This is a genomic window from Rhizobium glycinendophyticum, from assembly GCF_006443685.1.
Taxonomy (GTDB): Bacteria; Pseudomonadota; Alphaproteobacteria; order Rhizobiales; family Rhizobiaceae; genus Allorhizobium; species Allorhizobium glycinendophyticum.
The window spans coordinates 653,744-679,730 of the sequence record NZ_VFYP01000001.1 but is presented as its reverse complement, the minus strand read 5'-3'; the positions used below and the strand labels follow the sequence as shown (position 1 = coordinate 679,730).

Below are 25,987 nucleotides of genomic sequence, written 5' to 3'. Positions count from 1 at the left end.
CGCTCGCGTCTTGCTGCGCGTTTAAAACCCGATCGACATCAGCCATTACGGTGACCCATGGACATGGCCGAAGAGGCACGCGAATTCTTCGCGGCAAATCCCGATATTGAAGTACTCGAAGCCTTCGTGATCGACGTGAACGGCGTTCCGCGCGGCAAGTGGATCCCGCGCGAACGCGCCATCGACGTTTTGACCAAGGGCATGGCGATGCCACGCTCGGTCTATGCGCTTGACGTCTGGGGCCGCGACGTCAATGCCGCCGGCCTCGCTGAGGGCACCGGCGACCCTGATGGCATCTGCTTTCCCGTGCCGGGTACTCTTTCCCGGGTGACCTGGCTGTCGCGGCCGACCGCGCAGGTCCTGCTCCAAATGCGAACGACGGAGGGCGAGAGCTTCTACGCCGATCCGCGGCAGGTGCTGGCCAATGTCATGGCGCGCTTTGCTGCCGCCAAGCTGACGCCGGTCGTCGCGACCGAGCTGGAATTCTACCTGATCGACCCGGTGCGCTCGGCGCTCGATCCGGTGCGGCCGCCCAATACGCGTGACGGTCGCTGGCACACCGGCCAGACGCAGGTTCTGTCGATCTCCGAACTGCAGGATTTCGAAGAGGTCTTTCACGGGATCTCAACGGCGGCCCGCGCCCAGAAAGTGCCGGCCGATACGACGCTGCGGGAAAACGGTCCCGGCCAGTACGAAATCAACCTGAACCATGTGCCGGATGCCCTTGCAGCCGCCGACTATGCGGTTTTGCTGAAGCGTATCGTCAAGGGCGTGGCGCGGGCCAACGACCTCGACGCCACCTTTATGGCGAAGCCTTACGGCATGCAGGCCGGAAGCGGCATGCATGTGCATTTCTCGGTGCTGGATGAACAGGGCCGCAACATCTATGTCGGCGAGGACGGACCCTCCGAGGCGCTCTATCATTCCGTCGGCGGATTGCTGGAGAACATGGGTGAGAGCATGGCGATTTTCGCGCCGCACCAGAACTCCTATCGGCGCCTGCGCCCTTCCGAACATGCTCCGACCTACGCCTCATGGGGCATCGACAACCGCTCGGCCGCGGTTCGCGTGATCACTGCCTCGACGCCTGCAACCCGCATCGAGCATCGTGTCGCCGGTTCCGATACCAACCCCTATCTGGTGCTGGCGATGATCCTGTCAGCGGCGCTCGCCGGCATGAAGGAAAAGCTCTCGCCTGGCGGCGCAATTACGGGCGACGAGCACGCGGTGAGCCACGAGCCGCTGCCGACCAACTGGGACTATTCATTGCAGCGCTTTGCCAAGTCGAGCTTTGCCTATGCGGCGCTGGGCCCGAAGTATCGCGGGCTCTACACGGCCTGCAAGTATCAGGAACTCTCCGAATTCTCGCTGCGCGTAACCGACGTCGAATACGACGCCTATATCCGAACCGTTTGAGGTGAAGCCCATGGAAAAGTCGATCGGACCCAATCCCGGCCATGCGGCCACCTATTATGCGGCGTCTGCCCGCGACAAACGCGTTCGGCCCAAGCTGGATGGTCAGCACACGGCCGATGTCTGCGTGATCGGTGCCGGCTTCACCGGCATTTCGGCGGCACTACAACTGGCGGAAAACGGCTACTCGGTGATCGTTCTCGAGGCCGACCGCATCGGCTTCGGTGCGTCCGGTCGCAATGGCGGGCAGATCGTCAACGGGTATAGCCGCGATCTCGAGACGATCGCCAAGCGTTATGGTCCTGAAAGAGCGGCACGGCTCGGCGAGATGTCGCTGGAAGGCGGCAAGATTATTCGCGAGCGTGTGGCGAAATACGGCATCGAATGCGATCTCGTCGATGGCGGCTTCTTCGCAGCCTTCACCGAAAAGCAGGTGAAGGAAATGGCCGAAGTACGGTCCAACTGGCAGAAGCACGGCCATGACGGGCTGGAAATGGTCTCGAAGTCCGAGGTCGGCAAATATGTGAAGGCCGACCGCTATGTTGGCGGCATGATCGATACCAAGGGCGGCCATATCCATCCGCTCGACCTGGTGCTGGGCGAAGCGGCAGCGGCCGAAAGCCTGGGGGCGAAGATCTTCGAAAACTCCAAGGTCATGCATCTCGACACTGGACCGCAACCCTTCGTCTGCACAGAAGGCGGCGTCGTGAAGGCAAAGCATATTCTGGTCTGCGGCAATGCCTACATGGCGGGGCTCGCACCGAAGATCACCGAAAAGATGATGCCGGTCTCCTCCCAGGTCATGGCGACCGAACCGCTCGACGCCAGACTGATCGAGGAACTGCTGCCGGCCAACTACTGCGTCGAGGATGCCAATTACGTGCTCGACTACTATCGCCGCACGGCCGACAACCGCCTGCTCTATGGCGGCGGCATCGGTTACGGCGGTCAGGATCCGAAGAATCTGACGGGCGTCATCCGGCCGAACATGCTGAAGACCTTCCCGCAGTTGAAGGACGTGAAGATCGACTATGCCTGGAGCGGCAATTTCGCCCTGACGCTGACGCGCATTCCGCATATGGGCAAGCTCTCCGACACCGTCTACTTCTCGCATGGCGACAGCGGTCATGGGGTTACCACCACGCATCTGCTCGGCAAGATCCTGGGCGAGGCCGTGCACGGCCAGATGAGCCGCTTCGACGTGTGGTCGTCGCTGCAGGCCTACCCCTTCCCCGGTGGTCGGATGTTCCGGGTGCCGTTCACGGTCATGGGCGCCTGGTGGTATGGGCTGCGCGACAAGCTCGGCGTTTGATCCCGAAAGCGCAGGTCCACCCTTTCTTCATCACCGGCTCAGCCGATCCGCGTCAAGCCCCCCAGGGCATCCCCTACGATCGACGCGACGGGTTGATCGATGGAGACGGTCACCACGCCCGGTTCCCCGGTCGGAACTTCGAGGGTTGCAAGCTGGCTCTCGAGAAGGGCCGGCGGCATGAAATGGCCGGTGCGGGCGCCCATGCGCGCGCTCAGCAAGGCGTGTGACCCTTCCAGATAGACGAAGGCCAGGCGCCCGCCCGTGGCGGCGCGCAGGCGGTCGCGGTAGATCTTCTTCAAGGCCGAGCAGGAGACGACGATCCCCTGCCCTCTCGCCAAGGAATCGGCCATGGTCTGGCCGATGATCGCCAACCAAGGCCAGCGATCGTCGTCAGTCAGCGGCGTGCCGGCCGCCATCTTGTCGACATTGGCCTTCGGATGCAGGACGTCGCCTTCGACGAAGGCGAGGCCGAGGCTGGCCGCCAGATCCGCACCGACGGAAGATTTGCCGCATCCGCTGACCCCCATGACGATGATGGCGAGCGGTGTCGATGCGATGGTTCCGGGCTGCATGGTCTTCCTGTCGTGCACGTCTTTCGGGAGGCGCGACAATAAGGGGCTTCAGGCGAAATTCAATCCGGCGTCCACCTTACGAGCCGGGTGGCGCTCTGCACGGATCGCGGCAGCCGTCTTTTCCGCCATCATGATCACGGGGGCATTGGTGTTACCGCCGATCAGGCGTGGCATGACCGAGGCGTCGACGACACGCAGGCCTTCAATGCCGTTGAATTTGAGATCCGGCGCGACCACGGCTGCCGGATCAGAGCCCATTCGGCAGGTGCCGACAGGATGGTAGATCGTATCGGCGCGGGCGCGGATGGCGGCATTCAGTTCAGCGTCGCTTTCACCCGCCGGATAGAGTTCGCGACCACGATAGCGGGCGAGCGCAGGCGCTGCCATGATGTCGGCGAGGCGGCGCGCGCCCTTGCGCAATGTCGTCAGATCCCTCGGATCGCTCAGGAACGCCGGGTCGATCAACGGGTTTGCAAAGGGATCGGCGCTGGCCAGGCGGACCGTGCCGCGCGAATGGGGTCTGAGCACGCAGACATGGGCGGAATAACCGTGGCCCCAATGCATCTTGCGGACGTGGTCATCCACCATGCCGACCAGGAAATGCAGCTGAATGTCAGGTCGGTCCAGAGCAGCGTCGGTCTTGAGGAAACCTCCCGATTCGGCGCAGGTCGACCGCAAGTGCCCCATGCGCTCGGTGCGCCACTCGTTTGCTGCACGCAGGAGATCGCGTGTCGCCTTCAGCCCCAGGCCGAAGAGGTCGGTATCCGCAGAGCGAAAGATCATGGTGTAATCCAGGTGATCCTGGAGATTGGCGCCGATCCCCGGCTGGTCGAGCACGACCGGGATGTCGTGTTGGCGCAGATGATCTGCCGGTCCGATGCCGGACAGCATGAGAATGTGGGGCGATTGCAGCGCACCAGCGGCGAGGATGACCTCACGAGCGGCACGAACGGTGCGCTCCTCACCGCCCTTACGATAAACGACTGCGACCGCCCTGCCCCGCTCGACCAGGATGCGGGTAACATGAGCACCGGTGATCACGGTCAGATTGCGCCGATGCATCACATCATGCAGATAGGCGGCAGCGGCCGAGCATCGCTCGCCGCGTTTCGGCCCCTGCCAAAATTGCGTGGCCTGATAGAGACCGACGCCCTCCTGATCCGGGCCGTTGAAATCATCGTTGTGTCGATAGCCGCATTGCTCCGCAGCCCTGATGAAGGCGAGATTGATCGGTCGCGCCCAGTTCTGGTCACAGACCTGGAGCGGCCCGCCGCGTCCATGCAGCGCATCGGCACCCCGGATGTTGTCTTCGGCCTTGCGGAACCAGGGGAGCACGTCTGCCCAGGACCAGCCATGGCAACCGAGCGCTGCCCATTCATCGTAATCGCGCTGATGGCCACGGACATAGAGCATGGCATTGACAAGGCTCGAGCCACCCAGACCACGGCCGCGAGGCTGGTAACCGATGCGGTTGTTCAGGCCCTTTTGCGGAACAGTGGAGAAGCGCCAGTTGCCACTTTTGACATGCCCCGGAACGACAGCCGCTGCTGCCATCGGAACGCGGGCGAAAATTCCGTCACCCCGGCCGCCGGCCTCGAGCAGACAGACGGTGACGGATGGATCTTCGCTAAGGCGGGCCGCCATCACCGCGCCCGCCGAGCCCCCTCCCACGATGACGTAATCGTCCATGCCATCCCCCACACGGCTGCCCAGTCCCCGCTGGTCGGTATTTTTTCCGATCAATTCTGCCGTGAACGTAAGCGTAGCATAGACAATGGCCGACGCAAGCAGGTCATGGCGTGCGGGGAGGACGATGCCTGCGGCCCCTCCCGCTCCGCCTGAGGTGGGACGAAGACAAAAAAAGACCCGCGCAAGGCGGGTCTCGGGATCTTGAAGGCTTTGAGGCGTGCGACCGGTTGTCAGGCCGCAGGTGCCGCCACGCCGGTTACCCGGCGCGGCGCGAGATCGTCGATGCCGAGCAGGAAGTTGATCTGTGGGCGTGCCTTGACCAGATCGTCGATGGTGTATTCGGTCAGCACGTCAAAGAAAGCGTTCAGTGCTTTGCGCAGGGCCGAGTTCAGCCCACAGCTGTCGATCAGCGGGCAATCGACATCGCCGTCATCTTCGAAACATTCGGCCATGGCAAAGCTGTCTTCGGTAACCTTGACGACGTCGAACAGCGTGATCTTCTCGGCGGGGCGCCCAAGACGTACACCGCCATTTCGACCACGGACCGTCTCGACGAGACCGGCCTTGTTCAGCGGCTGCAAAATCTTGAACAGGAACAGCTCGGAAACGCCATAAGCCTTGGCAATTTCGGGAATGCGGCTCAACTGCTCATTGTTGGCGGCGCAGTACATCAGCATGCGCACGGCGTAATTTGTCTGCTTTGTCAAACGCATGCACGATTCCTCTGGTTCTCTTAGAGCTTATATAGCGCCTTTTGCAGTTTTGAACAATTCCAAAATACTCAAGTTCTGGCCTCACGTGTCCGTGAAGCGAGTGTCACGCGATTGACAGCTTATTTCATTTCATGAATATGCGCCTCAACATTTTTAGAACGGGAGGCAATCCATGACATCCGGATCTTTCACCGCGCTTGCTTTGGGCGCCGCCTCGATGCTGGCATTGACTGCCGGCGCGGCATTGGCCGATGGCGAAGTGAACATCTATTCGTATCGCCAGCCGGAACTCATCCAGCCGCTGATGGACAAGTTTACGGAGGAGACGGGCATCAAGACCAACGTGCTGTTCCTCGACAAGGGTCTGGTGGAACGTATTGCGGCTGAGGGTGCAAACTCGCCTGCTGACCTCATTCTCACCGTCGATATCGCCCGCCTCACCGAGGCCAAGGACGGCGGCGTGACGCAGTCGCTGAATGACGACAAGATTAACAGCCAGATCCCTGCGCAGTATCGCGACCCCGAGGGCAACTGGTTTGGTCTCACCACCCGTGGCCGTGTGGTCTATGCCTCGAAGGAACGCGTCAAGGAGACGGCGATCACCTATGAGGAACTCGCCGATCCGAAGTGGAAGGGGCGCATCTGCATGCGCGATGCCCAGCACTCCTACAATATCGGTCTTTTTGCCTCGATGGTTGCCCATCATGGGGCTGAATACACCGAAACCTGGCTGAAGGGCCTGAAGGACAATCTGACCAAGAAACCCGACGGCAATGACCGCTCCCAGGCCAAGGCCATCTATTCCGGCGAATGCGATCTCGGTCTTGCCAACACATACTATCTCGGCCTGATGATGACGAACGAGAAGGACCCGGAAGAGAAGGAATGGGCTGCTTCCGTAAAGGTCCTGTTCCCGAATGCTGCCGATCGTGGCACGCATGTGAACGTGTCAGGCATGGCGCTCGCCAAGAACGCGCCGAACAAGGACAATGCCGTCAAGCTGATGGAATTCCTGGCCTCTGACGAAGCCCAGACGATCTATGCCGAGCAGGTGTTCGAATATCCTGTCGGCCCTCGCTCCAAGCCGTCTGCAATCGTTGCCGGCTTCGGACCAATCAAGCCTGATGCACTGCCGCTCGCGGAAATCGCTGCCAATCGCAAGATCGCATCGGAACTGGTCGACAAGGTCGGCCTGAACGATGGCCCGACCCAATAAGACTTTGATCCTCCCAGGATGAAGAGGGGCTGCCGGCGACGGTGGCCCCTTTCTTTTGTCCCCTAGGTTGCTGCGTCAAACGAGATCGGCTGCCGGATCAGCGGCCGTCTGTCCCGATGCTGGCTGCGTAGTCATCGATTGCCTTTCGGCGCTCGGCCGTGCCCGGATGCGTTGAAAGAAAGGAGGAGTCGCCCTTCATCCCGAGCTTCTGTTCGATCTTCTCGAAGAAGCGGCCGATGGCGCGTGGATCTCGACCAGCTTTGGTCATCAGTTCCACCGATATCCGGTCCGCCTCGCTTTCGGCATCCCGCGAATAAGACAGCGACATCAGAGCCGCACCGTTGGTCAGGATATCCTCGCCGGCCGAGCCGACATCGCCGGCAATCAACATGATGAGACCGGCCGTGCCGGCAGCGCGATAAAGCTGACGGAGCGAGTGCTCACGTTCGACATGGCCGATTTCATGGGCAAGCACGCCGGCGATCATGTCGAGATCATTCTCCGCCAGTTCGACCAGTTCGTCAGTGACGACAAGTGTGCCATCAGGCAGAGCGAAAGCATTGGGACCGATTGCGCCCCCTGCCCGAAAGTTGAGATTGTAAGCGTCAGGGCCGCGCACCGAAACGCGCGCTATGTCGGCAAAGGCTGCCCGGATTTCGTCCTGCCTCGCCTGCGGCAACTTGGTTTCGCTGAATACCGCCTTATCGAGCGAGATTAGCGTGCCGCTCGCCATCCACTGCGTCACGGCCGGCGGGGTGACTACCACGGCGATTTCAACCAGAGCCGGAACGGCGAAACGATAAATAAGGACGGCCAGAAGAGCGACCGCCATGACCATTGCGGCGAGACGCGGGTGAAAGCGCTCCAGTTCGTGCACGACGCCCGTGCGCCGGTGACGCTTCAGCCACAGATCGATGGCGTCATTGTCCTCGGTTTCGAACAGGGACTGATCTGCAAAGGCAATGCGGCGCGGAATGCGGCTGACGCGGGTGGAAATATCCACCCGCGTCAGATCATTGACTGAGACCGGGTCGCCCGACTGGTTTTCCAGCCGGACGAAAAGTGTCTTGCCCTGAGCCAGAAGGATCGCCGGTTCACTGCGACTGGAGCCGGGCGGATGCCAGCGGCCGATGGCAATGCGGGTGTCGTCAGAAGCCAAAATCGAACCCTTCGAGATCGAGATATTCGGCCGTGATGGCCGAGCCGGAATTCTGGATCGAGGCTACCACATCGCCCAGTTCACCATCGACGATTATGCCCGAATGGGTGATCACGTAACGGTGCTCGCGGACGGCCGCCCAGGGACGCATCAGGCCGAAAGTGACAATGGACACAAGGATGTTGGAGAGCACGATCCAGAAATAGCGGAGCCGGCCAATATCGGAAAACAGACGATGACGGTTGTCGAAGATGGTTGCGTTCATCACGACATTTCGGACGCCAACGCGGTAGAAGATGGCCGCGACGGCCCAGACGACAAAAGCCGGGATCAAGGCGCCATAGATGGCGAGGATGATCTGCACTTCCGGTTCCGCCATGCTTTCGTCCACGCCCTCGAAACCGTAATAGGCCATCATGCCGAGGAAGGCACCAATCGCCACGCCGACGACCATCAGCAGGAAGGCCGGCAGCCAGACTCGATAGAGAGCGCCGATCTTCGGGTCCGTTTGGAACGCGCGGTCGCCGTAGCGCAGGTTGTTGAAGATGTAGCCATAGAGCCAGCGGCTGGCGAAGGGGGCGAGAATGCCAAGCGAAAAGACCGAGACAAGGCCACCGAAGATGATCGCCACGACGGCGCCCCAGGTCTTGCCCACAAAATCGAAGCGGATGTTGCGGTAGCTCGTCACGCGGGCGTTGAAGCGCAGGCTGCGCATGACGATCCAGGGCAGCAGGACCAGCATCAAAAGTGCCAGCACGCCGCCGGCGATCGGGCTGATCGACAGAATGATGTTGTAGACGACGATGTAGCCAAACACGATCCCCCGACCGACAAGGATCTGCAGACCGCGGGCGTGATAATCGAAGGAATGGCCGTCAACGACCGTATTGCCGTAGAAATAGCGATTGCGGCGGACCTTGGCCCAAGCGGAATAGATCCCGAGCGTGATGATCGTCAAAAGAATATTGACGATCCAGATACCAAAATACTCGCCGGCGCTGCCGCGAAATTCGCCGCGCTTCAAACTGGAAGCGCGACCGAAAACTGCCTCTTGCATAAAATGTCCCTCGTCAGATCACGTATGGAGCGTCGCTATCCCCGGCGACGCAACCCACAATGACCACGACAGCGGACTGCACTCAAGTGCCGGAGGACACTCTGCAGCACCGCTTCTTTCGCAAAATCCGCGCTGACGACAACTACAAACGACGACGCCACCCTCCCGTGAAGGAGGATGGCGTCGTGCATGTCATCGAAGATGCGCCGTTTACTTCATCGTCGGCATGACGAATTCGGCGCCGTCCTTGATGCCGGACGGCCAGCGCGAGGTGACCGTTTTCGTGCGCGTCCAGAACTTGATGGAATCGGTGCCATGCTGGTTCAGGTCGCCGAAGGACGACGACTTCCAGCCGCCGAAGGAGTGGTAGGCGAGCGGAACCGGGATCGGCACGTTGATGCCGACCATGCCGATGTTGATGCGCGAGGCGAAGTCGCGGGCGGCATCACCATCGCGGGTGTAGATCGCGACGCCATTGCCGTATTCGTGCTTCATCGGCAGGTCGAGGGCTTCTTCATAAGTCTTGGCGCGAACGACCGACAGAACCGGACCGAAGATTTCGGTCTTGTAGATGTCCATCTCGGGAGTCACGTGGTCGAAGAGGCAGCCGCCGACGAAGTAGCCGTTCTCATAGCCCTGGAGCTTGAAATCCCGGCCGTCAACAACGAGCTTGGCGCCGGCTTCGACTCCGCTGTCGATCAGCGACTTGATCCGGGCCTGGGCTTCCTTGGTGACAACAGGGCCCATGTCGGCCTTGTCATCGGTGTAGGGGCCGATGCGCAGGCTTTCCACCATCGGCGTCAGCTTTTCGATCAGGCGGTTGGCGGTTTCTTCACCGACCGGAACGGCAACCGAGATCGCCATGCAGCGCTCGCCGGCGGAGCCGTAGCCTGCACCCATCAGCGCCTGGGCTGCCTGATCGAGATCGGCATCCGGCATGATGATCATGTGGTTCTTGGCGCCGCCGAAGCACTGGGCGCGCTTGCCGTTCATGGCTGCCGTACCATAGACGTAACGGGCGATCGGGGTCGAGCCAACGAAGGAGACGGCCGAAATGTCCTGATGGGTCAGGATGCCGTCAACGGCGGACTTGTCGCCGTTGACGACGTTGAGGATGCCGGCCGGGAGACCTGCCTCGATCATCAGTTCGGCCAGACGAATCGGAACGGACGGATCACGCTCCGACGGCTTCAGGATGAAGGCATTGCCGCAGGCGATTGCAGGGGCAAACATCCACATCGGGATCATGGCCGGGAAGTTGAACGGCGTAATGCCGGCGCCGATGCCGACAGCTTGGCGGATCGAATACATGTCGATGTTCGGGCCGGCCCCTTCGGTGAACTCGCTCTTCGACAGATGCGGGATGCCGATGACGAATTCGCAGACTTCGAGGCCGCGAACGATGTCGCCCTTCGCATCTTCAATCGTCTTGCCGTGTTCGCGCGAGAGGGTCTCGGCGAGGCTATCCATGTTGTCGTTCAGGAACTGGACGAACTTCATGAAGACGCGGGCGCGGCGCTGCGGATTGGTGGCGGCCCACTTGGCCTGGGCCGACTTTGCGTTCTCGACGGCCGCGTTCAGTTCCTCGGCGCTGGCGAGCGAAACCTCACCTTGGATCTCGCCCGTGGCCGGATTGTAGATCGGCTGCTTGCGGCCCGAAGTTCCGGCGACATGCTTGCCGCCGATGAAATGACCTACCTGATACATGGGTGTCCTCCTGGATTGTTGTGGAGGCAGTATGCGCTTCGATTTGCACAAATCAACGCGATGATTTACGCATCCGTTGTGCAAATTTCGACACAAGGCGTTCGATGAACTGGGATGACGTTCGCATCTTCCTCGCGGTGGCACGCACCGGGCAAATCCTTGCTGCCTCCCGACGGCTGGGGCTAAACCATGCAACGCTGTCGCGGCGGCTAACGTCACTGGAAACCGCGCTGAAGACACGGCTCTTCATTCGCCGCACCAATGGCTGCGAGCTGACCGCCGAGGGCGAAGCGTTTCTTTCCTCCGCCGAGCGGATGGAAACCGAGATGCTGGAGGTGCAGGCGCGTCTGGGACGCACCGATACGCAGGTCGCCGGCACTGTCCGGATCGGAGCGCCTGACGGGTTCGGCGTCTTCTTCCTCGCGTCACGGCTAGGCGCCCTGATTGCCCAGCATCCAGAACTCAAGATCCAGCTCGTGCCGGTGCCACGCTCATTTTCGCTGTCGCAACGCGAGGCGGACATTGCGGTTACCCTTGAGCGGCCCGATCAGGGCCGCCTCGTATCTTCCAAGTTGGTGGATTATACGCTCGGGCTCTACGCCTCCCGTGGCTATGTCGAAACACACGGCCTGCCGTCGAGCGCCGAGGAACTGAAAAACCACCGCCGCATCGGCTATGTCGAAGACCTGATCTTCACACCCTCGCTCAATTTTACCGGCGAGGTGATGCGCGACTGGAATGCCGGCTTCGAGATCTCCTCGGCGATTGGGCAGACGGAAGCCGTTCTCGCCGGCGCTGGGATCGGCATCCTGCACAGCTATATCGCGCGGCAGCATGACGGCCTCGTGCGCGTATTGCCCGACATTACCATTCGCAGGGCATATTGGACGACCTATCACGAGAGTGCCCGCGAGCTCGTGCGCGTGCGCGCTGTGGTGCAGTTCCTGCAGGAGGCCGTGGAGCGGGATCGCGGGATCTTCGGATGAAAGCAGCGTCGTTGCCTGCACCAGCCAAGGGAACTCCACGTCTTCAACGGCAGGTGAGCGTGACCATCGTTGGTATGACGAGACCGCCGAAATAGGCCTGATCACGTCGTTGCTGCATGCCTGTGACGCATACCGCTGACGGGGTACCGGACAGGATCGCGGGGGTCACCGGATCCAGCCTGAAGACAATCGCGAGATCCCGGTCGCGCATCAGGACGCCGAACGTGGCCGAGTTTAGGTCGTTTGGGGATGCGAAGCGGAATTCGACCTGCAGCTCGACATAGCCTGCGTTTAGCCGGACCACGGCTCCGGAGGGAGCAGGAAGGATTAGCTGCTCGCCATCCAGCGACAGCTCGGTGAAGAAATGCCGCTCCGTGAGACGCGTGAGGAGTTCGTCCTCAAGATTGCCGCGTTCGACATCTGACAGCTCACCGTCATCGTCGACGTCGAAGCGTGTCAAAAGCCGCCGGCTGGTCGTCGCATCGAAGACCAGTCGCTCGGCCAGGCCAGTGAGACGCGACTGCTCCATGGCAAATGACAGACGGACTGATGCGGCCATATCGGGATGGGCGAAGGCTGGGCTAGTGGACAGCGGCAGCGCTGCAAGCAGGCTCAGAGCGGCGAACATGGCAGCGAAACATCTGCGCATCAGCCGCCCTGCCCTGGTAACGGGCCGAGACCGGGTGCCGTCTCCTCGATCGCCTGTTCTATTCCTGCAAGAGGCGGAAAGGGCGGCGGTGTCAGCGACTTGTCGCGGCCTGCAACATAGGCACCACCGTAAAGCAGGGCGACTGCGAGCATCCAGCTGCCGATGATACGGGAGCCGACCTGAAGCACCGGATGGGGGAAACGCGAAACCGGCCAGGCGATGGCGAACAACGCCGATGCCTGAAGCGCCAAGGCGGATGCGAGGTAGTTGGGGGCAAAGAGTGTCGGGTCGCTGAGGCGGGTTGCCACGGCAAGAGCTGCACCGGCCAAAGGCAGGAACGGCAGGACCATATAGGGACGCCAGCCCAGAGGCAGGACGAGAAGGACGCCGGTGACAGCACAGGCGATAGGACCGGCGAGGAACAGATGCTGGGCCGCACCGGGCACCGGCGCCAGAATGGCATAGAGGGTTTCGCGAAACACAAGACCCGCCAGTCCGCCGATGAACAGGACGAAGACACCAGGGGCGGCAAAACGTCCAGGCAGCTGGCCAGTCAGGACTGCGATGCCAAACAGAGGCAGCAGCAATTCAACGGTTGCGAGAGCCGTGAAGGGCGAGGATCCATTCCTCAGACCCGGCGCCAGGATGAAACCCACCGCCAGCGCCCAGAGAGCAAGAAAAAGCAACGACCATATCCTGGATGGCACGCTCACCATCAGGCGACGAGGAAGTAAACGCCGCCGAGGCCGATCAGCCCGCCGAGCGCGCGGGCGAGCTGGCCGCCATGAAGCCTCTGGAAGCCGAGGCCAACGGCAATGCCGGCGAGATGGATGAGGCCGGTGGCGGCGACGAAGCCGAAGGCGTAATCGGCGGGATCGGCTGCGTTCGGGAGTTCCGCGCCATGGGCATAACCGTGGAAGATCGCAAAGACGCCGATGACCACGAGGGCCAGCAATTCCGGAGGACGCCAGAGGCAGGCGATCGCCGCACCGAGCACGATGATCGACAGGGCAATTCCGCTTTCGACAGCCGGAAGCGGGATGCCGGCAATACCCATCATGCCACCGACGACCATGATCAGCGGAAAGGCGATCGGGAGGCTCCAGACCGAGCGACCGCCCATCTGGGCACCCCACAGGCCGACGCAGAACATCGCCAGCATATGATCGAGGCCGGAAAGCGGATGCTCGAAGCCATGCACGAAACCACCACCTTCACCCGCCAGCACATGCGCTTCAGCCACGGTCGGGAGGGCGAAGACGAGTGAGACAAGAGCCAGATGATGAACGAGGCGGTTGGATGGCATATGAAATTCTCCGGACATGACGGCGAAAGGCTGAAACGAGATTTGCGGCAAAAACACGATGGGACGAGGAGCGGGTCGCATGCGCCGACACGACTATATCCGAATCGTGCAAAACTGTAGACGGGAATGACTGTCGCGATCGCGGACGTAGAGACATCGGAGAAGGATGATGGGCGCAATTTCCACGAAAGTGATCAGGACCCGGCGATACATCGCGCCTGCCGGCCTCGCCCTCGCCTTCCTTTGGATGCCCTCTCTCGCCCAGGCGCATGTCATGGACGGGCCGCTCGGGGGCTTCGGCTCCGGTTTCGGTCATCCGCTGGCGGGACCCGACCACTTCCTTGCGATGCTGGCGGTCGGGCTGTGGGGCGCGCAGATGGGCGGGCGCTCGGTCTGGACCCTGCCAGCCACCTTCCCCCTTGTCATGTGCCTTGGCGGCGTTGCTGGCATGCTGGAGATCCTGCCTTCCAGTATCGTACAGGCCGGGATCGCGATCTCGGTGCTGACGCTCGGTGCTGCAATCGCGGCAGCCTGGAAAGCGCCGGAATGGGTGGCGCTGGGCCTGATTTCCGCTTTTGCCATCCTGCACGGCATCCCCCACGGCGCGCTGGCCCCGAGGGCCAGCGACCCGGCCGCCTTTACCGTCGGCTTCGTCGTTTCGACCGGCGTCATTCACGTGGTCGGGATCGGGATCGGCGCTGCTCTCAAATCCGTAGCCCACGGAAAACTGGTGCAGGCGCTCGGTGCTACGATTGCACTTGCCGGCATGTGGTTCCTGCTGGCTCTCGTCCTTGGCTGACCGAAGCGCTCCGAGCCACGGGAAGCCCTGCCAGCAGCCGCATTTTGCTGCATTGCAGCCATACGGTTTCAGTTGACAAACGGGAGCGGAACCGCACAAACCACGGCATCGTCCGGCCGGAGCAGTTTCCGCCTGACACCGCGAAACCGTGAACATCCAGGCACAGGCTTTTCATGACCACGAATACCGCAGAGCTCGACTTCCATATCGTACCGAATGCCGCTCCCATGCCGGAAGCCGAGCGGCTAGCGGCTTTTGAAAACCTGGGCTTCGGAACGCTGTTCACCGACCACATGGTGGTGGTGCAATGGCATGCCGACAAGGGCTGGCATACGGCCGAAGTGAAGGCCCGCGGCCCATTCCAGATCGATCCGGCTGCCAGCGTATTGCACTACGCCCAGGAAATCTTCGAGGGCATGAAGGCCTACAAGGGTGCGGACGGTCGCATCACCCTCTTCCGCCCGGAAGAGAATGCGCGGCGCTTCAACCAATCGGCCGAGCGCATGGCGATGCCGGAGATTCCGGAAGAGCTGTTCCTGAAAGCTGTCGAGGAACTGGTCAAGATCGACGCGAAATGGGTGCCGGAAGGGGAAGGGAGCCTTTATCTTCGCCCGTTCATGTTTGCGAGCGAAACCTTCCTCGGCGTTCGCCCCTCGCGCGAATACATCTTCAGCGTCATTGCTTCCCCGGTCGGCCCCTATTTCAAGGGCGGTAGCAAGCCGGTCACGCTCTGGGTCAGCGAGCATTATACGCGCGCTGCCCCTGGCGGCACGGGTGCTGCCAAGTGCGGCGGCAATTATGCCGCAAGCCTGCTTGCCCAGAAGGAAGCGTCCAGCCGCGGTTGCGACCAGGTGGTTTTCCTCGACGCTGCGGAGCACAAGTGGATCGAAGAACTGGGCGGCATGAACGTCTTCTTCGTGATGGATGACGGCACCGTCGTCACCCCGCCGCTCTCAGGCACGATCCTGCCAGGTATTACCCGCAACTCGATCATCAAGCTTGCGGGCGACAACGGTTTGAAGGTCATCGAGCGGCCCTATTCCTTCGACGAATGGATGGCGGACGCCAAGAGCGGCAAGCTGCGCGAAGCCTTTGCCTGCGGCACGGCCGCCGTGGTCGCAGCCATCGGGACTGTGCGGCATCCGGACGGCGAATTCGTCATCGGCAATGCCGGTACCGGCATGGAAACGGAAAAGCTGCGCAACCAGTTGACCGGCATCCAGCGCGGCACGGTGGCCGACCCTTACGGCTGGGTGAAGGACGTCACCCGCATCTAAGGCAGCCGAACGAAAAAGCCGCACAGCAATCCACCTCCTCCCCGAGGCGATCGCTGTGCGGTACCAATCCGGAGGTCAGGACCGGATGGGGGATATTGGTCTGCGGGATCAGGCCGCGTTTGCGCCCTGGGTCACGATGACGGGGATCAACAGATCACCCCAGTTGCCGTCGCCGCCATGGTGACGGGCCGAGCGGACGAGTTCGACCGAGACACCGGCATCGACGGCCTTCATGATCGAATGATTGAGACGGTGCAGGTCATTGGCCAGCATGCGGATCATCGCCTGCTGATCGGTACTCATGGCCGACGACTGTTCTTCGGCGCGTTCCTTGACTCGGGTCTGGGGTGTCATGGCATTTCTCCTCTTGGTGTCTGGGGTTTTTGAAGTCACCTCCCCCTTGAGGGGGGAGGTCGCAGCGTAGCTGCGGGTGGGGGTGAACCTTTGATGATTGCGGTGGTCACCCCACCCCGGCACTGCGTGCCGACCCTCCCCCTCGAGGGGAGGGTGCTATCCTTACTCAGCAGCCGGCTTGAACTGCTCGGTTTCGGTCGATTCCTTCATCGCGGTTGTCGAGGACTGGCCGGCAGTGATGGCGAGCGAGACGGCGTCGAAGTAACCCGTGCCGACTTCGCGCTGGTGCTTGGTCGCGGTGTAACCGTTGACTTCGGCAGCGAATTCCGCCTCCTGCAGCTCCGAATAGGCGGCCATCTGGCGATCCTTGTAGCCGCGCGCCAGTTCGAACATGCCGTAGTTCAGCTGGTGGAAGCCGGCGAGCGTAATGAACTGGAACTTGTAGCCCATGGCACCGAGTTCCTTCTGGAACTTGGCGATCGTCGCGTCGTCGAGATGCTTCTTCCAGTTGAAGGAGGGCGAGCAGTTGTAAGCAAGCTTCTTGCCCGGATAGACCTTGTGCACGGCTTCGGCGAACTTGCGGGCCTGTTCCAGATCCGGCTTTCCGGTCTCCATCCAGATCATGTCGCAATAGGGAGCGTAAGCGATCGCACGGGCGATGCAGGGCTCGATGCCGTTCTTCACCTGGTAGAAGCCTTCCGCCGTGCGGCCTGCATCATAGTCGACGAAGGGCTGGTCGCGCTCGTCGATGTCGGAGGTCAAAAGCTTTGCAGCTTCGGCATCGGTGCGTGCGACGATCAGCGTCGGGACACCCATGACGTCGGCGGCCAGACGGGCAGCGGTCAGATTGCGGATATGGGCCTGGGTCGGGATCAGAACCTTGCCGCCGAGATGGCCGCACTTCTTTTCTGACGCCAGTTGGTCTTCAAAGTGAACGCCAGCAGCACCGGCTTCGATGAAGGCCTTCATGATTTCGAAGGCGTTCAAAGGCCCGCCGAAGCCTGCTTCCGCATCGGCAACGATCGGGGCGAACCAAGTATCGACCGACAGCCCCTTGCCTTCCTGCGTCTCGATCTGGTCGGCGCGCTGCAGCGTCTTGTTGATGCGCTTGGCGAGCTCTGGTGCAGCGTTCGCCGGATAGAGCGACTGGTCCGGATACATCGCGGATGCCGTGTTGGCGTCGGCTGCAACCTGCCAGCCGGAGAGATAGATGGCCTTCAGGCCGGCACGGACCATCTGCATGGCCTGATTGCCAGAGAGAGCGCCAAGCGCATTGATAAACGGCTCTTCGTTGATCAATTTCCAGAGGCGATTGGCGCCCATTTCGGCGAGCGTGTGCTTGATCTCGACCGAACCGCGCAAGCGCTTGACGTCTTCTGCAGTGTAGGGACGATCGATGCCGTCGTAACGGCCCTTGGGTGCGTTCGGAACGAGATTGTAAAATTCAGTCATATGGGATCTCCCTGTTCAATTCCGGATGCGGCTCAAGCGATCGCTGTGCCTTCGCTTCGCCCTTCTGATGTGACTATATTTACATCGCACTGCAAAAGACGGCCAGATAATTCAATAAAACAACGAGATGAAAGAGGTTATGCTGTCTTGCCTTTGACAGGAGCGGCGTGTTAATTTGTAAATTATGTCACAATGCTATCTTGAGATGGATTGGCTTCACTTGTAAGGATCTGTAAATGGCAGAGCGCAAGATCTTCGCGGGACCCCGTGTGCGCCGAATCCGCAACGGCCTTGGCCTGACGCAGACCGCCATGGCAGAGGCGCTGGAAATATCGCCGTCCTACCTCAACCTGATCGAACGCAACCAGCGCCCACTCACCGTGCAGCTGCTCCTGAAGCTCGCCTCTGTCTACAAGGTGGATCTGGATGAGCTACAGGGAGAGGCCGGAGGGTCGGCGAGCCAGCTGCGAGAGGTCTTCGCCGACCCGCTGCTCTCCGGTGAGCTGCCGGGTGACCAGGAACTGATTGAGGTGGCGGAAGCGGCCCCCAACGCGGCGAGCGGCATCGTCAAGCTTTACCGCGCCTATCGCGAACAGGCGGCGCGGTTGTCGGACCTCGCCGATCTCCTGGCACGGGAAGGACACGAGACATCCCTGTCCGGCGCGCGGCTGCCGATCGACGAAGTGCGTGAGGCCTTCGAGCGGCGAGCCAACTACTTCGACAGGCTGGACGAGGCGGCCGAGGCATTCCATGCGAGCCTTGGCCTCGCCGCCGGCGACGACCTCGCCGTGGCGTTGAAATCCTGGTTGCGCAGCACCCACGGCATCGTGGTCCGAACATTGCCGGTCCAGACCATGCCATCGCTCAGGCGGCGCTATGACCGGCACTCCATGCGGCTGTTTCTCTCCGAGCGTCTTTCTGTCTTCGACCAACTGCGGGAAGTGGCCATGGAGGTAGTGCTTTTGGCATTGAGCGAAGCGCTGCAGGCCGAACTCGATGCGTTGGAGCTGAGTTCGGGCGAGGCGCGCCGGCTCGGGCGTTTCGAGCTGGCCCGCGCCGCCGCCCATGCGCTGATGATGCCCTATGGCGCCTTCCTTTCGGCGGCCATCCGGGCGCGCTACGATATCGACATCCTGAGGGCGCGCTTCAATGTGTCGTTTGAGCAGGCGGCGAACCGGCTCACCATGCTGCAGCGGCCGGGGGCACCGGGACTGGCCTTCTTCATGATGGAGATCGACAATGCCGGCAATCGTTTTCGCCGGGCGGGGGCGCAAGGCTTTCCCCATGCGAAGTTCGGGGGTGGCTGCCCGAAGCTCAACATCCACGCCGCCTTCGCGCAGCCGGGGCAGGTTCTGGTGGAACAGGTGGAAATGCCGGATGGCGCCGGCTTCCTGACGATTTCCCGGACATTGGAAGGACCTCAAGCCGGCTTCGGGGAGCGGGTCCGGCGGACCGCACTCCTGATCGGCTGCGATATTGGACACCGTGACGAGGTGGCCTATGCGGCCGCCCTGCCCGACAAAGCTGTGCCGCCGATCGCCATTGGAGCGGCCTGTCGGCTTTGCGAAAGATCGGGTTGCCTGGCACGTGCCGAGCCACCGCTCACACGACCGCTGGGGCTGGATGAAATGGTCACAGGCCTCTCCGCCTTCGATTTTCAATGAATGTAGGGAGTCCAGGACTTGGCTCCAGACCCCTTCGCGACTGCGAAGAATTTCGCTTGTCGCCCGTCCAATTCCTTTCTAGTCTCTTAAAAAACAACGGGAACGGTAGCCGGAGATGCAGGTCTTCGAGCTGGAACAGGAGAAAAAAATGAAGGCTCTTTTCATTCGTACGGCGTCAGTGGCCCTCACGACGATCTTCATCGCGTCCGGTGTTCAGGCGCAGGAACGCGTCGTTCATGTCTACAATTGGTCGGACTACATCGACGAATCGGTGCTTGAGGAATTCACGAAGGAAACGGGGATCAAGGTCGTCTATGACGTGTTCGATTCGAATGAACTGCTGGAGACCAAACTGCTCGCCGGTGGCTCCGGCTACGATGTCGTCGTGCCGACGGCACCCTTCCTCGCCCGCCAGATCCAGGCTGGTGTCTTCCAGAAACTCGACAAGTCGAAACTGCCGAACCTGAAGAACATGTGGCCCGACGTCTCCGAACGTCTGGCGAAGTATGATCCCGGCAACGAATATGCCGTGAACTACATGTGGGGCACGACCGGCATCGGCTACAATGTCGCCAAGGTCAAGGAAGCGCTCGGCGCCGACTTCAAGGTCGACAGCTGGGATGCCATCTTCAAGCCGGAAAATGCCGAGAAACTCAAGGGCTGCGGCATCAACATCCTCGACGCATCAGACGAGACCTTTGCCATCGCGATGAATTATGCCGGCAAGAATCCGGACAGTAAGGAAACGGCCGATCTCGAAGCAGGCGGCGAGGTCTATTCGAAGATCCGTCCCTCGGTGCGCACCTTCAATTCCTCGGCCTATATCGACGATCTCGCCAATGGCGACATCTGCTTGACGATCGGCTGGTCTGGCGACATTCTGCAGGCGAAGGCGCGTGCGGAAGAAGCCAAAAACGGCGTCGAGATCAACTATGTGATCCCGAAGGAAGGCACCTACATGTGGTTCGACAACATGGCGATCCCCGCGGATGCCCAGAATGTTGCCGAGGCGCATGAGTTCATCAACTTCCTGATGAAGCCGGATGTCATCGCCAAGGCCTCGAACTACGTCCAGTATGCCAATGGCAATCTCGCTTCGCAGTCACTGCTGGACCCGGCGGTCAAGGATAATGCGGCCGTTTATCCGCCGGCTGACGTCATGGCAAAACTCTTTACCATCTCGCCCTACGGCCCCAAGGAACAGCGCGTGCTGAACCGGGTCTGGACACAGATCAAAACGGGTAGCTAACAATTGATTTGAAACCGCCGGGTGCCTCAAGCATCCGGCGGTTTTCTTCGTGTCTGGGGTCAATCAAAACACTACGGCTGGGATCGGGTAATGGCGAAGTCATTGGGGCCTGTTAAACGCAAATTTTCTCCTTGGATGGATCCTGACGCGGTCCCGTTTATCCGCTTCGAGAACGTGACGAAGCGGTTCGGGGATTTCGTCGCCGTTGATAATCTGACGCTCAACATTTACGAGCGCGAGTTCTTCTCGCTGCTCGGCCCATCCGGTTGCGGCAAGACGACACTGATGCGCATGCTGGCGGGCTTCGAACAGCCGACCAGCGGGCGCATCCTGCTGCAGGGCAAGGACCTGGCGGGCACACCGCCCTACAAGCGGCCGACGAACATGATGTTCCAGTCCTATGCGCTCTTCCCGCACATGACGGTGGAGAAGAACATCGCGTTCGGCCTTGAACAGGACAACCTGCCAAAGGGCGAGATCGAAGCGCGTGTTCAGGAAATGCTGAAGCTCGTGAAACTGGAGAGCTTTGCCAAGCGCAAGCCGAACCAGCTTTCCGGTGGCCAACGGCAGCGCGTGGCGCTTGCCCGTTCTCTCGCCAAGCGTCCGAAGGTGCTGCTACTCGATGAACCGCTCGGCGCGCTTGATCGCAAGCTGCGCGAGGAGACGCAGTTCGAACTGATGGACATCCAGACGAAGCTCGGCCTGACCTTTCTGATCGTCACCCACGACCAGGAGGAGGCGATGACCGTGTCAGACCGCATTGCGGTGATGGACAAGGGCATCCTCGTGCAGGTGGCAACGCCTGCGGAAATCTACGAGGCTCCGAATTCGCGCTATGTCGCCGACTTTATCGGCGACATCAACATCCTTGAGGGCAAGGTCGCTTCCAAGGAGGCGGGGATCAACGGTGAGCTTGTCAAGGTTGACTGCGAGGGCGTGACGATCGCCGTCGACCAGAGTTGCGACGCTACAGTCGGAGACAGCGTCGCCTTCGCTATCCGCCCTGAGAAGGTGCGCATTACAACCTCGAAGCCCGAGGAAGCGACAACCAATGCCCTGCATGGCGAGGTCTGGGACATCGGCTATCTCGGCGATTTTTCCATCTTCATCGTCAAATTGGACGATGGTCGCATGTTCCGTGCCGCGCAGGCCAATGTTTCCCGACTGGTTGACCGGCCGATCACGTTTGGTGACATCGTTTGGCTGTCCTGGCCGGCCGATGCCGGCCTCGTTCTAACCCGCTGAGGAGAGCGACATGGCCGAACCCGTCGCCGCCGCCACCAAATCCGGGCCAGCCCGCTGGCTGGTCGTCCTCATTCCCTATTTTTGGATGGTGCTGTTCTTCGTGGCGCCGTTCCTGATCATCGTAAAGATCTCGATGTCGGATACGGCGATTGCCATGCCCCCTTATACGCCCGTCTTCGAAGGGCTATCGGCGATCGGTGACTTCTTCAGCCAACTGGACTTCGAGAACTACAGCTTCCTCACGGAAGATCCGCTTTATTTCAACGCCTATGTGTCGTCTCTGCGCATCGCGCTGATCTCGACCGTGCTGCTGCTTCTGATTGGTTATCCCATGGCGCTGGCAATGGCGCGCGCCTCGGTCACCATTCGCCCGACACTGGTGATGCTGGTCATCCTGCCATTCTGGACCTCGTTCCTGATCCGCGTCTATGCCTGGATCGGCATCCTGAAGCCGGAAGGTCTGCTGACGGTGCTCCTACATTCGCTGGGCCTGATGGACGAAGGCAATCAGGTGCAAATATTCCGTACTGAAATCGCCGTCTTCATCGGCATCGTCTATTCCTACCTGCCCTTCATGGTGCTGCCGCTCTATTCGGCACTGGAGAAAATGGATGGGACGCTCCTGGAAGCCGCGAGCGACCTTGGATGTCCTCCGTGGAAAGCCTTCTGGAAAATCACTTTCCCGCTCTCCATTCCGGGCGTGATTGCCGGCGCGATGATCTGCTTCATCCCGATCACTGGCGAGTTCGTCATTCCGGATCTTCTGGGTGGTGCCCAGACGCTCATGATCGGCAAGACGTTGTGGACCGAATTCTTTGGCAACCGCGACTGGCCACTGGCCTCTGCCGTCGCCGTTCTCCTCCTTCTGCTTCTGGTCGTTCCGATCGCGATCTTCCAGAACCAGCAGCAGAAAGCGTGAGGAGCGGCCAATGAAACCTGGTAAATTTGACCCGACGATCCTGACTATCGGCTTCGCATTTCTCTACATCCCGATCCTGATCCTGGTGATCTACTCGTTCAACGATTCCAAGCTGGTCACTGTCTGGGGTGGGTTCTCGCTCAAATGGTATGGCGAGATGTGGCGCAACGAAGGCCTGATGAGTGCTGCCTGGGTGACGCTGCGTGTTGGTCTGCTGAGCGCCACGCTCGGTACCGTGCTCGGCACACTGACGGCGCTGGCGCTGGTGCGCTACGGCCGCTTCCCCGGTCGCTTGCTGTTTTCCGGCATGGTCTATGCGCCGCTCGTCATGCCGGAGGTCATCACCGGCCTGTCGATGCTCTTGCTGTTCGTCGCCATCGGCGTCGACCGAGGGCTGATGACGGTGGTCATCGCGCACACGACCTTCACCATGTGCTACGTGGCGATCGTCGTGCAGTCGCGGTTGCTGACATTCGATACCAGTCTCGAAGAAGCGGCCCATGATCTCGGCTGCCCGCCGGTCAAGACCTTCTTCAAGATCACCCTGCCGCTCATCCTGCCTGCCGTCATTTCCGGCTGGATGCTGGCCTTCACCCTGTCGCTCGACGATCTGGTCATTGCGAGCTTCACGACAGGCCCGGGCGCCACCACGCTGCCGATCAAGATCTATTCGCAGGTTCGCCTTGGGGTCACGCCTGAGATCAATGCAGTCTGCACGATCCTGATCGGGATCGTCACGATCGGCGTGATCATCGCCTCGATCGGCACCAAACAGCGCGAGTTGCAGCGGCAGCGCGACGAGCATGTCGCAGCGCGCGGTCTGACGAGTTGAGGCCACTGAAGCCCGTCACCTGCCGTCAGGCTAACTTCGGGGCGGCAGCAACATATAGGTGACGAACCAAAGCGGAATGATCACCAACGCTCCCATCAGAATGCGCGGAGCCGTCCAGGCGAAGGCGGTGACGAATCCGTACTGAATGTCCTCGGGGGTCAGGCCCATGCCGTCCATCACCGCGCGCGGCGTGATTCCGAACAAGGACAAAAGCGTGCCCGCGATCAGCGAGGCCAGCGCCAACTTGATCAAGCCGGAGAGAAATCCCTGCACCGTCCGCGCCCCCAGACGTTTTGATTCGATCCATTGTAGCGCCTAGAGCTTTTCCGCGCCTCTCTGAATCGCGCAACCGCTCTAGCTCTCTGTTGTTGCGCGATTCCGGGCGCGAGACCCCTGCGCACTTCTTAAAAATTGCTCTGAGGACTTGGATGAACCGGCTCGCATCTGGCGAGCATGGTTCTTTATGGGCTGACGCTGCCGGAACGGGGAATGGGCGAGATCACGGGATCCGCAAAGCCGCCGCCGATGAAAAAGCGCAGGTCTGCCGGGGTGGCGACATTTGAGGTCGAGGGCGATAGTTGGCCGATCAATGCCAGCGCCTTGCGGCTATACGGGACGATCCCTGACAGGGACAGAGATTGGTCGTTGCCGACGAAGAGGCATCGTTCGACTTCCGCTGAGCCTTCGGCGAAACGTGCGGACATGTCGAAACGATCAAAGGCAAAACGGCCACTGCCAGCTGCGCTCAATTGGAAATAGGAGCGATCGGCAGCCAGCTGTCGCACCCCCTCTGCGTTGAAGCCCTCCAACTGTCCCGAAGTGGCGGAGATCCGCAGTGTGCCCGACATCGCCTCAAGATTGCTGCGCCAGCCCACGCCAGCAAGCTTGGCGTTCAAGTCGACCGAGCCCTTGGCGGTGAGGACCGGACCTTCAACACCGAGGCCCTTGGCGAGTTCACTGAGACGGGCATCGATGATGGTCACCGCAAGATCGGCTCCTTTGCTGAAGCCGTCTCCACTGCCGCTAATGCGGGCGCTCAAAGAGCCGCCGAGAAAATCGCTGTCGGCGATCACCAGTTTCAGCGCGTCCCCACGCCCGATGACGCTGGCACCGACTTCAGCCAGTTCGAAGGGCGACAGGGCAGCCGTGGTTGCCGACAGCCGCAGGTCGAAATCCAGCCAGCGGGTGAGGCTCGGCAAACGAACGTCTGCCCTGTCGCCGATCTCGATCGACAAGGACTGCAAGAGATCCTCCAGTTCGAGGTGGGCGAGCGCGAGTGTGCCGCTGAGCACAGGGCGTGTGCCGGGCGTATGCCGGAATGCGAGAAAGCCGTTGCCACGGCTATCGTTAACCTGGAAATCCAACCCTTCCAGGCGCCACTCGCTGTCAGCCGGGATCAGTTGCGTCTTCAGCGCCGCGCTCTTCCAGCGTTCCGTTCCCGCGATCCTAAGCTGGGCGAGGCCGGCGACGGTCGGGATATCTGTGACCGCCAGTTCGATATTGCTGGTTCCGGTCAGACCCTTACGGAGGCTGACGCCCCCCTTCAGCTTGCCGGTTACGCCCGGCAAGGCCGCAGAAATATCGACATCAGCCTTTTGGCCACCGATCAGCAAGAGCGGCGCATGGGTGTCGAGGGTGAGGGTAACAGGCAAGGCGTCATAGGTGAACGTGGCCTTGCCGGAAAGCGGCGCGGAAAGCTTTGGCCATTCGATCTCGGCGTTCACATCACGGGCTTCGAATTCCCGTCCGCTCGCGGCGTCGATCAGGATGATCTCACCGCCAAGAACGGCAACGCTGCCGACTTCAGCATCTGCATCGGCCTCGATCTGTTGGCCGCCAGAGGCACTGGGGGCAACGGAACGTACAGCTTCGCTCAGCAGCCCCTCATTGCTCCAGTCGAGCAGTCCGTCGATGTCGCGCTCGATACGGATCCTCGGCCGGGTGAATTCAAAGGCATTGAATTCAGGCTGCCCCCGCAGGGCTGAGAGAAAGCTGAACCGAGCTGAGAGCGCATCGATCTCACCGAGTACCTGCCGCGCGGACCCCTTACCCCGGCTGACCGTCACGCCGGTCAAGGTGACCTGCGGCTCCGGCCAGAACGTGATCTCGGCGACATCTGCAATGGAAACGTCATGTCCTGTCCAACGCGAAACGGCAGAAGCCAGCGCCGCCCTGACCACTGAACTCGATATCAGATGGGGTGCTGCCAGCCGCAGAGCCACAGAGCCCAGAACGAGAAGAACCGTGGAGACGAGAACAAGTCTCAGCAAGCGGCGCCAATGCAACTTGGCCGCAGGGTTCTCGTCCTGTCGATAGGGGCGGTCGGCTTTTGACATCCATGCTCCTTTACCGGGTGCAGGGACCGGCTGGCAAGCGTTCTGCTCGATACCTACTCTCGTCGCAACGAGGAAAGTAAT

24 protein-coding genes are annotated in these 25,987 nt (G+C 61.0%); 11 read left to right on the top strand and 13 right to left on the bottom strand.

Features of this window, described 5'->3' with window-relative positions; genetic code table 11:
• The first annotated feature begins 57 nt into the window (after positions 1 to 57).
• The gene (locus FJQ55_RS03285) at positions 58 to 1,416 is read left to right on the top strand and encodes a glutamine synthetase family protein (RefSeq protein ID WP_140826278.1); all 1,359 of its coding nucleotides are present in this window, start codon (positions 58 to 60) and stop codon (positions 1,414 to 1,416) included.
• 10 nt (positions 1,417 to 1,426) lie between these two features.
• Positions 1,427 to 2,725, top strand: coding sequence for an NAD(P)/FAD-dependent oxidoreductase (locus tag FJQ55_RS03280; protein WP_140826277.1), 1,299 nt, complete (start codon positions 1,427 to 1,429; stop codon positions 2,723 to 2,725).
• A gap of 38 nt (positions 2,726 to 2,763) precedes the next feature.
• Here FJQ55_RS03280 and FJQ55_RS03275 read toward each other — a convergent pair whose 3' ends face one another.
• The 3 genes from FJQ55_RS03275 to rirA form a co-directional block, all read right to left on the bottom strand.
• A complete protein-coding gene (locus FJQ55_RS03275; RefSeq protein WP_140826276.1) occupies positions 2,764 to 3,297 on the bottom strand; it encodes a gluconokinase in 534 nt (177 codons plus the stop codon).
• A 48-nt stretch (positions 3,298 to 3,345) separates the two neighbouring features.
• Positions 3,346 to 4,986, bottom strand: a complete 1,641-nt coding sequence (locus FJQ55_RS03270) for a GMC family oxidoreductase (protein ID WP_140826275.1) — start codon at positions 4,984 to 4,986, stop codon at positions 3,346 to 3,348.
• A 230-nt stretch (positions 4,987 to 5,216) separates the two neighbouring features.
• On the bottom strand, positions 5,217 to 5,699 hold the full coding sequence (gene rirA, locus FJQ55_RS03265) for an iron-responsive transcriptional regulator RirA (protein WP_062276273.1): 483 nt from the start codon (positions 5,697 to 5,699) through the stop codon (positions 5,217 to 5,219).
• A gap of 172 nt (positions 5,700 to 5,871) precedes the next feature.
• On the opposite strand from rirA, the gene FJQ55_RS03260 reads away from it, so the two are divergent.
• Positions 5,872 to 6,915 carry a Fe(3+) ABC transporter substrate-binding protein gene (locus FJQ55_RS03260; RefSeq protein ID WP_140826274.1) on the top strand — a complete coding sequence of 348 codons (1,044 nt, stop codon included), beginning with the start codon at positions 5,872 to 5,874 and terminating at the stop codon, positions 6,913 to 6,915.
• Positions 6,916 to 7,012: 97 nt separating this feature from the next.
• On the opposite strand, the gene FJQ55_RS03255 is transcribed toward FJQ55_RS03260, so the two are convergent.
• From FJQ55_RS03255 to FJQ55_RS03245, 3 genes are all read right to left on the bottom strand, one after another.
• A complete protein-coding gene (locus tag FJQ55_RS03255) occupies positions 7,013 to 8,074 on the bottom strand; it encodes a M48 family metallopeptidase (protein WP_140826273.1) in 1,062 nt (353 codons plus the stop codon).
• A complete protein-coding gene (locus FJQ55_RS03250; RefSeq protein ID WP_140826272.1) occupies positions 8,064 to 9,131 on the bottom strand; it encodes a YjgN family protein in 1,068 nt (355 codons plus the stop codon). The genes FJQ55_RS03255 and FJQ55_RS03250 overlap by 11 nt, the downstream gene beginning before the upstream one ends.
• Positions 9,132 to 9,341: 210 nt before the next feature.
• Complete coding sequence (locus FJQ55_RS03245; RefSeq protein WP_140826271.1) at positions 9,342 to 10,838, bottom strand: CoA-acylating methylmalonate-semialdehyde dehydrogenase; 1,497 nt, start codon at positions 10,836 to 10,838, stop codon at positions 9,342 to 9,344.
• A gap of 104 nt (positions 10,839 to 10,942) precedes the next feature.
• Here FJQ55_RS03245 and FJQ55_RS03240 point away from each other — a divergent pair, with 104 nt between their 5' ends.
• Entirely contained in the window at positions 10,943 to 11,824 is an 882-nt protein-coding gene (locus FJQ55_RS03240) for a LysR family transcriptional regulator (protein WP_140826270.1), read from the top strand.
• A 43-nt stretch (positions 11,825 to 11,867) separates the two neighbouring features.
• Here FJQ55_RS03240 and FJQ55_RS03235 read toward each other — a convergent pair whose 3' ends face one another.
• From FJQ55_RS03235 to FJQ55_RS03225, 3 genes are read right to left on the bottom strand one after another with little or no spacing between them, the layout of a single operon-like run.
• Complete coding sequence (locus tag FJQ55_RS03235) at positions 11,868 to 12,473, bottom strand: DUF1007 family protein (protein ID WP_140826269.1); 606 nt, start codon at positions 12,471 to 12,473, stop codon at positions 11,868 to 11,870.
• Positions 12,473 to 13,159: a hypothetical protein gene (locus FJQ55_RS03230; RefSeq protein WP_140826268.1), complete on the bottom strand. Its 687-nt coding sequence runs from the start codon at positions 13,157 to 13,159 to the stop codon at positions 12,473 to 12,475. The genes FJQ55_RS03235 and FJQ55_RS03230 overlap by 1 nt, the downstream gene beginning before the upstream one ends.
• A gap of 29 nt (positions 13,160 to 13,188) precedes the next feature.
• On the bottom strand, positions 13,189 to 13,779 hold the full coding sequence (locus FJQ55_RS03225) for a HupE/UreJ family protein (protein ID WP_140826267.1): 591 nt from the start codon (positions 13,777 to 13,779) through the stop codon (positions 13,189 to 13,191).
• Positions 13,780 to 13,948: 169 nt separating this feature from the next.
• Here FJQ55_RS03225 and FJQ55_RS03220 point away from each other — a divergent pair, with 169 nt between their 5' ends.
• Positions 13,949 to 14,578, top strand: a complete 630-nt coding sequence (locus FJQ55_RS03220; protein ID WP_140826266.1) for a HupE/UreJ family protein — start codon at positions 13,949 to 13,951, stop codon at positions 14,576 to 14,578.
• Positions 14,579 to 14,751: 173 nt separating this feature from the next.
• Positions 14,752 to 15,855: a branched-chain amino acid aminotransferase gene (locus FJQ55_RS03215; RefSeq protein ID WP_140826265.1), complete on the top strand. Its 1,104-nt coding sequence runs from the start codon at positions 14,752 to 14,754 to the stop codon at positions 15,853 to 15,855.
• A gap of 108 nt (positions 15,856 to 15,963) precedes the next feature.
• Here FJQ55_RS03215 and FJQ55_RS03210 read toward each other — a convergent pair whose 3' ends face one another.
• Positions 15,964 to 16,209: an SMc00767 family acetate metabolism repressor gene (locus FJQ55_RS03210; protein ID WP_113377258.1), complete on the bottom strand. Its 246-nt coding sequence runs from the start codon at positions 16,207 to 16,209 to the stop codon at positions 15,964 to 15,966.
• Positions 16,210 to 16,371: 162 nt separating this feature from the next.
• Positions 16,372 to 17,661, bottom strand: coding sequence for an isocitrate lyase (gene aceA, locus FJQ55_RS03205; RefSeq protein ID WP_140826264.1), 1,290 nt, complete (start codon positions 17,659 to 17,661; stop codon positions 16,372 to 16,374).
• Positions 17,662 to 17,897: 236 nt separating this feature from the next.
• Between aceA and FJQ55_RS03200 the strand changes: the two genes are divergently transcribed.
• The 5 genes from FJQ55_RS03200 (at position 17,898) to FJQ55_RS03180 (ending at position 23,570) form a co-directional block, all read left to right on the top strand.
• On the top strand, positions 17,898 to 19,325 hold the full coding sequence (locus FJQ55_RS03200) for a helix-turn-helix domain-containing protein (protein WP_140826263.1): 1,428 nt from the start codon (positions 17,898 to 17,900) through the stop codon (positions 19,323 to 19,325).
• Positions 19,326 to 19,473: 148 nt separating this feature from the next.
• Positions 19,474 to 20,574 (top strand): polyamine ABC transporter substrate-binding protein, encoded by a 1,101-nt coding sequence (locus FJQ55_RS03195; RefSeq protein ID WP_140826262.1) that lies wholly within the window; start codon positions 19,474 to 19,476, stop codon positions 20,572 to 20,574.
• Positions 20,575 to 20,664: 90 nt separating this feature from the next.
• A complete protein-coding gene (locus FJQ55_RS03190; protein ID WP_140826261.1) occupies positions 20,665 to 21,819 on the top strand; it encodes an ABC transporter ATP-binding protein in 1,155 nt (384 codons plus the stop codon).
• Positions 21,820 to 21,829: 10 nt separating this feature from the next.
• A complete protein-coding gene (locus FJQ55_RS03185; protein ID WP_140826260.1) occupies positions 21,830 to 22,738 on the top strand; it encodes an ABC transporter permease subunit in 909 nt (302 codons plus the stop codon).
• A gap of 10 nt (positions 22,739 to 22,748) precedes the next feature.
• Positions 22,749 to 23,570 (top strand): ABC transporter permease, encoded by an 822-nt coding sequence (locus tag FJQ55_RS03180; RefSeq protein ID WP_140826259.1) that lies wholly within the window; start codon positions 22,749 to 22,751, stop codon positions 23,568 to 23,570.
• Positions 23,571 to 23,600: 30 nt separating this feature from the next.
• Here FJQ55_RS03180 and FJQ55_RS03175 read toward each other — a convergent pair whose 3' ends face one another.
• Both FJQ55_RS03175 and FJQ55_RS03170 read right to left on the bottom strand, forming a co-directional pair.
• Positions 23,601 to 23,822: a hypothetical protein gene (locus FJQ55_RS03175; RefSeq protein ID WP_246085008.1), complete on the bottom strand. Its 222-nt coding sequence runs from the start codon at positions 23,820 to 23,822 to the stop codon at positions 23,601 to 23,603.
• 209 nt (positions 23,823 to 24,031) lie between these two features.
• The gene (locus tag FJQ55_RS03170) at positions 24,032 to 25,906 is read right to left on the bottom strand and encodes an AsmA family protein (protein ID WP_161596939.1); all 1,875 of its coding nucleotides are present in this window, start codon (positions 25,904 to 25,906) and stop codon (positions 24,032 to 24,034) included.
• Positions 25,907 to 25,987: the final 81 nt, after the last annotated feature.

Coding starts and splice junctions, on each gene's coding strand:
- FJQ55_RS03285 (WP_140826278.1), top strand. CDS start 58: ATGGACATGGCCGAAGAGGCACGCGAATTCTTCGCGGCAAATCCCGAT.
- FJQ55_RS03280 (WP_140826277.1), top strand. CDS start 1,427: ATGGAAAAGTCGATCGGACCCAATCCCGGCCATGCGGCCACCTATTAT.
- FJQ55_RS03275 (WP_140826276.1), bottom strand. CDS start 3,297: ATGCAGCCCGGAACCATCGCATCGACACCGCTCGCCATCATCGTCATG.
- FJQ55_RS03270 (WP_140826275.1), bottom strand. CDS start 4,986: ATGGACGATTACGTCATCGTGGGAGGGGGCTCGGCGGGCGCGGTGATG.
- rirA (WP_062276273.1), bottom strand. CDS start 5,699: ATGCGTTTGACAAAGCAGACAAATTACGCCGTGCGCATGCTGATGTAC.
- FJQ55_RS03260 (WP_140826274.1), top strand. CDS start 5,872: ATGACATCCGGATCTTTCACCGCGCTTGCTTTGGGCGCCGCCTCGATG.
- FJQ55_RS03250 (WP_140826272.1), bottom strand. CDS start 9,131: ATGCAAGAGGCAGTTTTCGGTCGCGCTTCCAGTTTGAAGCGCGGCGAA.
- FJQ55_RS03245 (WP_140826271.1), bottom strand. CDS start 10,838: ATGTATCAGGTAGGTCATTTCATCGGCGGCAAGCATGTCGCCGGAACT.
- FJQ55_RS03240 (WP_140826270.1), top strand. CDS start 10,943: ATGAACTGGGATGACGTTCGCATCTTCCTCGCGGTGGCACGCACCGGG.
- FJQ55_RS03235 (WP_140826269.1), bottom strand. CDS start 12,473: ATGCGCAGATGTTTCGCTGCCATGTTCGCCGCTCTGAGCCTGCTTGCA.
- FJQ55_RS03225 (WP_140826267.1), bottom strand. CDS start 13,779: ATGCCATCCAACCGCCTCGTTCATCATCTGGCTCTTGTCTCACTCGTC.
- FJQ55_RS03220 (WP_140826266.1), top strand. CDS start 13,949: ATGGGCGCAATTTCCACGAAAGTGATCAGGACCCGGCGATACATCGCG.
- FJQ55_RS03215 (WP_140826265.1), top strand. CDS start 14,752: ATGACCACGAATACCGCAGAGCTCGACTTCCATATCGTACCGAATGCC.
- FJQ55_RS03210 (WP_113377258.1), bottom strand. CDS start 16,209: ATGACACCCCAGACCCGAGTCAAGGAACGCGCCGAAGAACAGTCGTCG.
- aceA (WP_140826264.1), bottom strand. CDS start 17,661: ATGACTGAATTTTACAATCTCGTTCCGAACGCACCCAAGGGCCGTTAC.
- FJQ55_RS03200 (WP_140826263.1), top strand. CDS start 17,898: ATGGCAGAGCGCAAGATCTTCGCGGGACCCCGTGTGCGCCGAATCCGC.
- FJQ55_RS03195 (WP_140826262.1), top strand. CDS start 19,474: ATGAAGGCTCTTTTCATTCGTACGGCGTCAGTGGCCCTCACGACGATC.
- FJQ55_RS03190 (WP_140826261.1), top strand. CDS start 20,665: ATGGCGAAGTCATTGGGGCCTGTTAAACGCAAATTTTCTCCTTGGATG.
- FJQ55_RS03185 (WP_140826260.1), top strand. CDS start 21,830: ATGGCCGAACCCGTCGCCGCCGCCACCAAATCCGGGCCAGCCCGCTGG.
- FJQ55_RS03180 (WP_140826259.1), top strand. CDS start 22,749: ATGAAACCTGGTAAATTTGACCCGACGATCCTGACTATCGGCTTCGCA.
- FJQ55_RS03170 (WP_161596939.1), bottom strand. CDS start 25,906: ATGTCAAAAGCCGACCGCCCCTATCGACAGGACGAGAACCCTGCGGCC.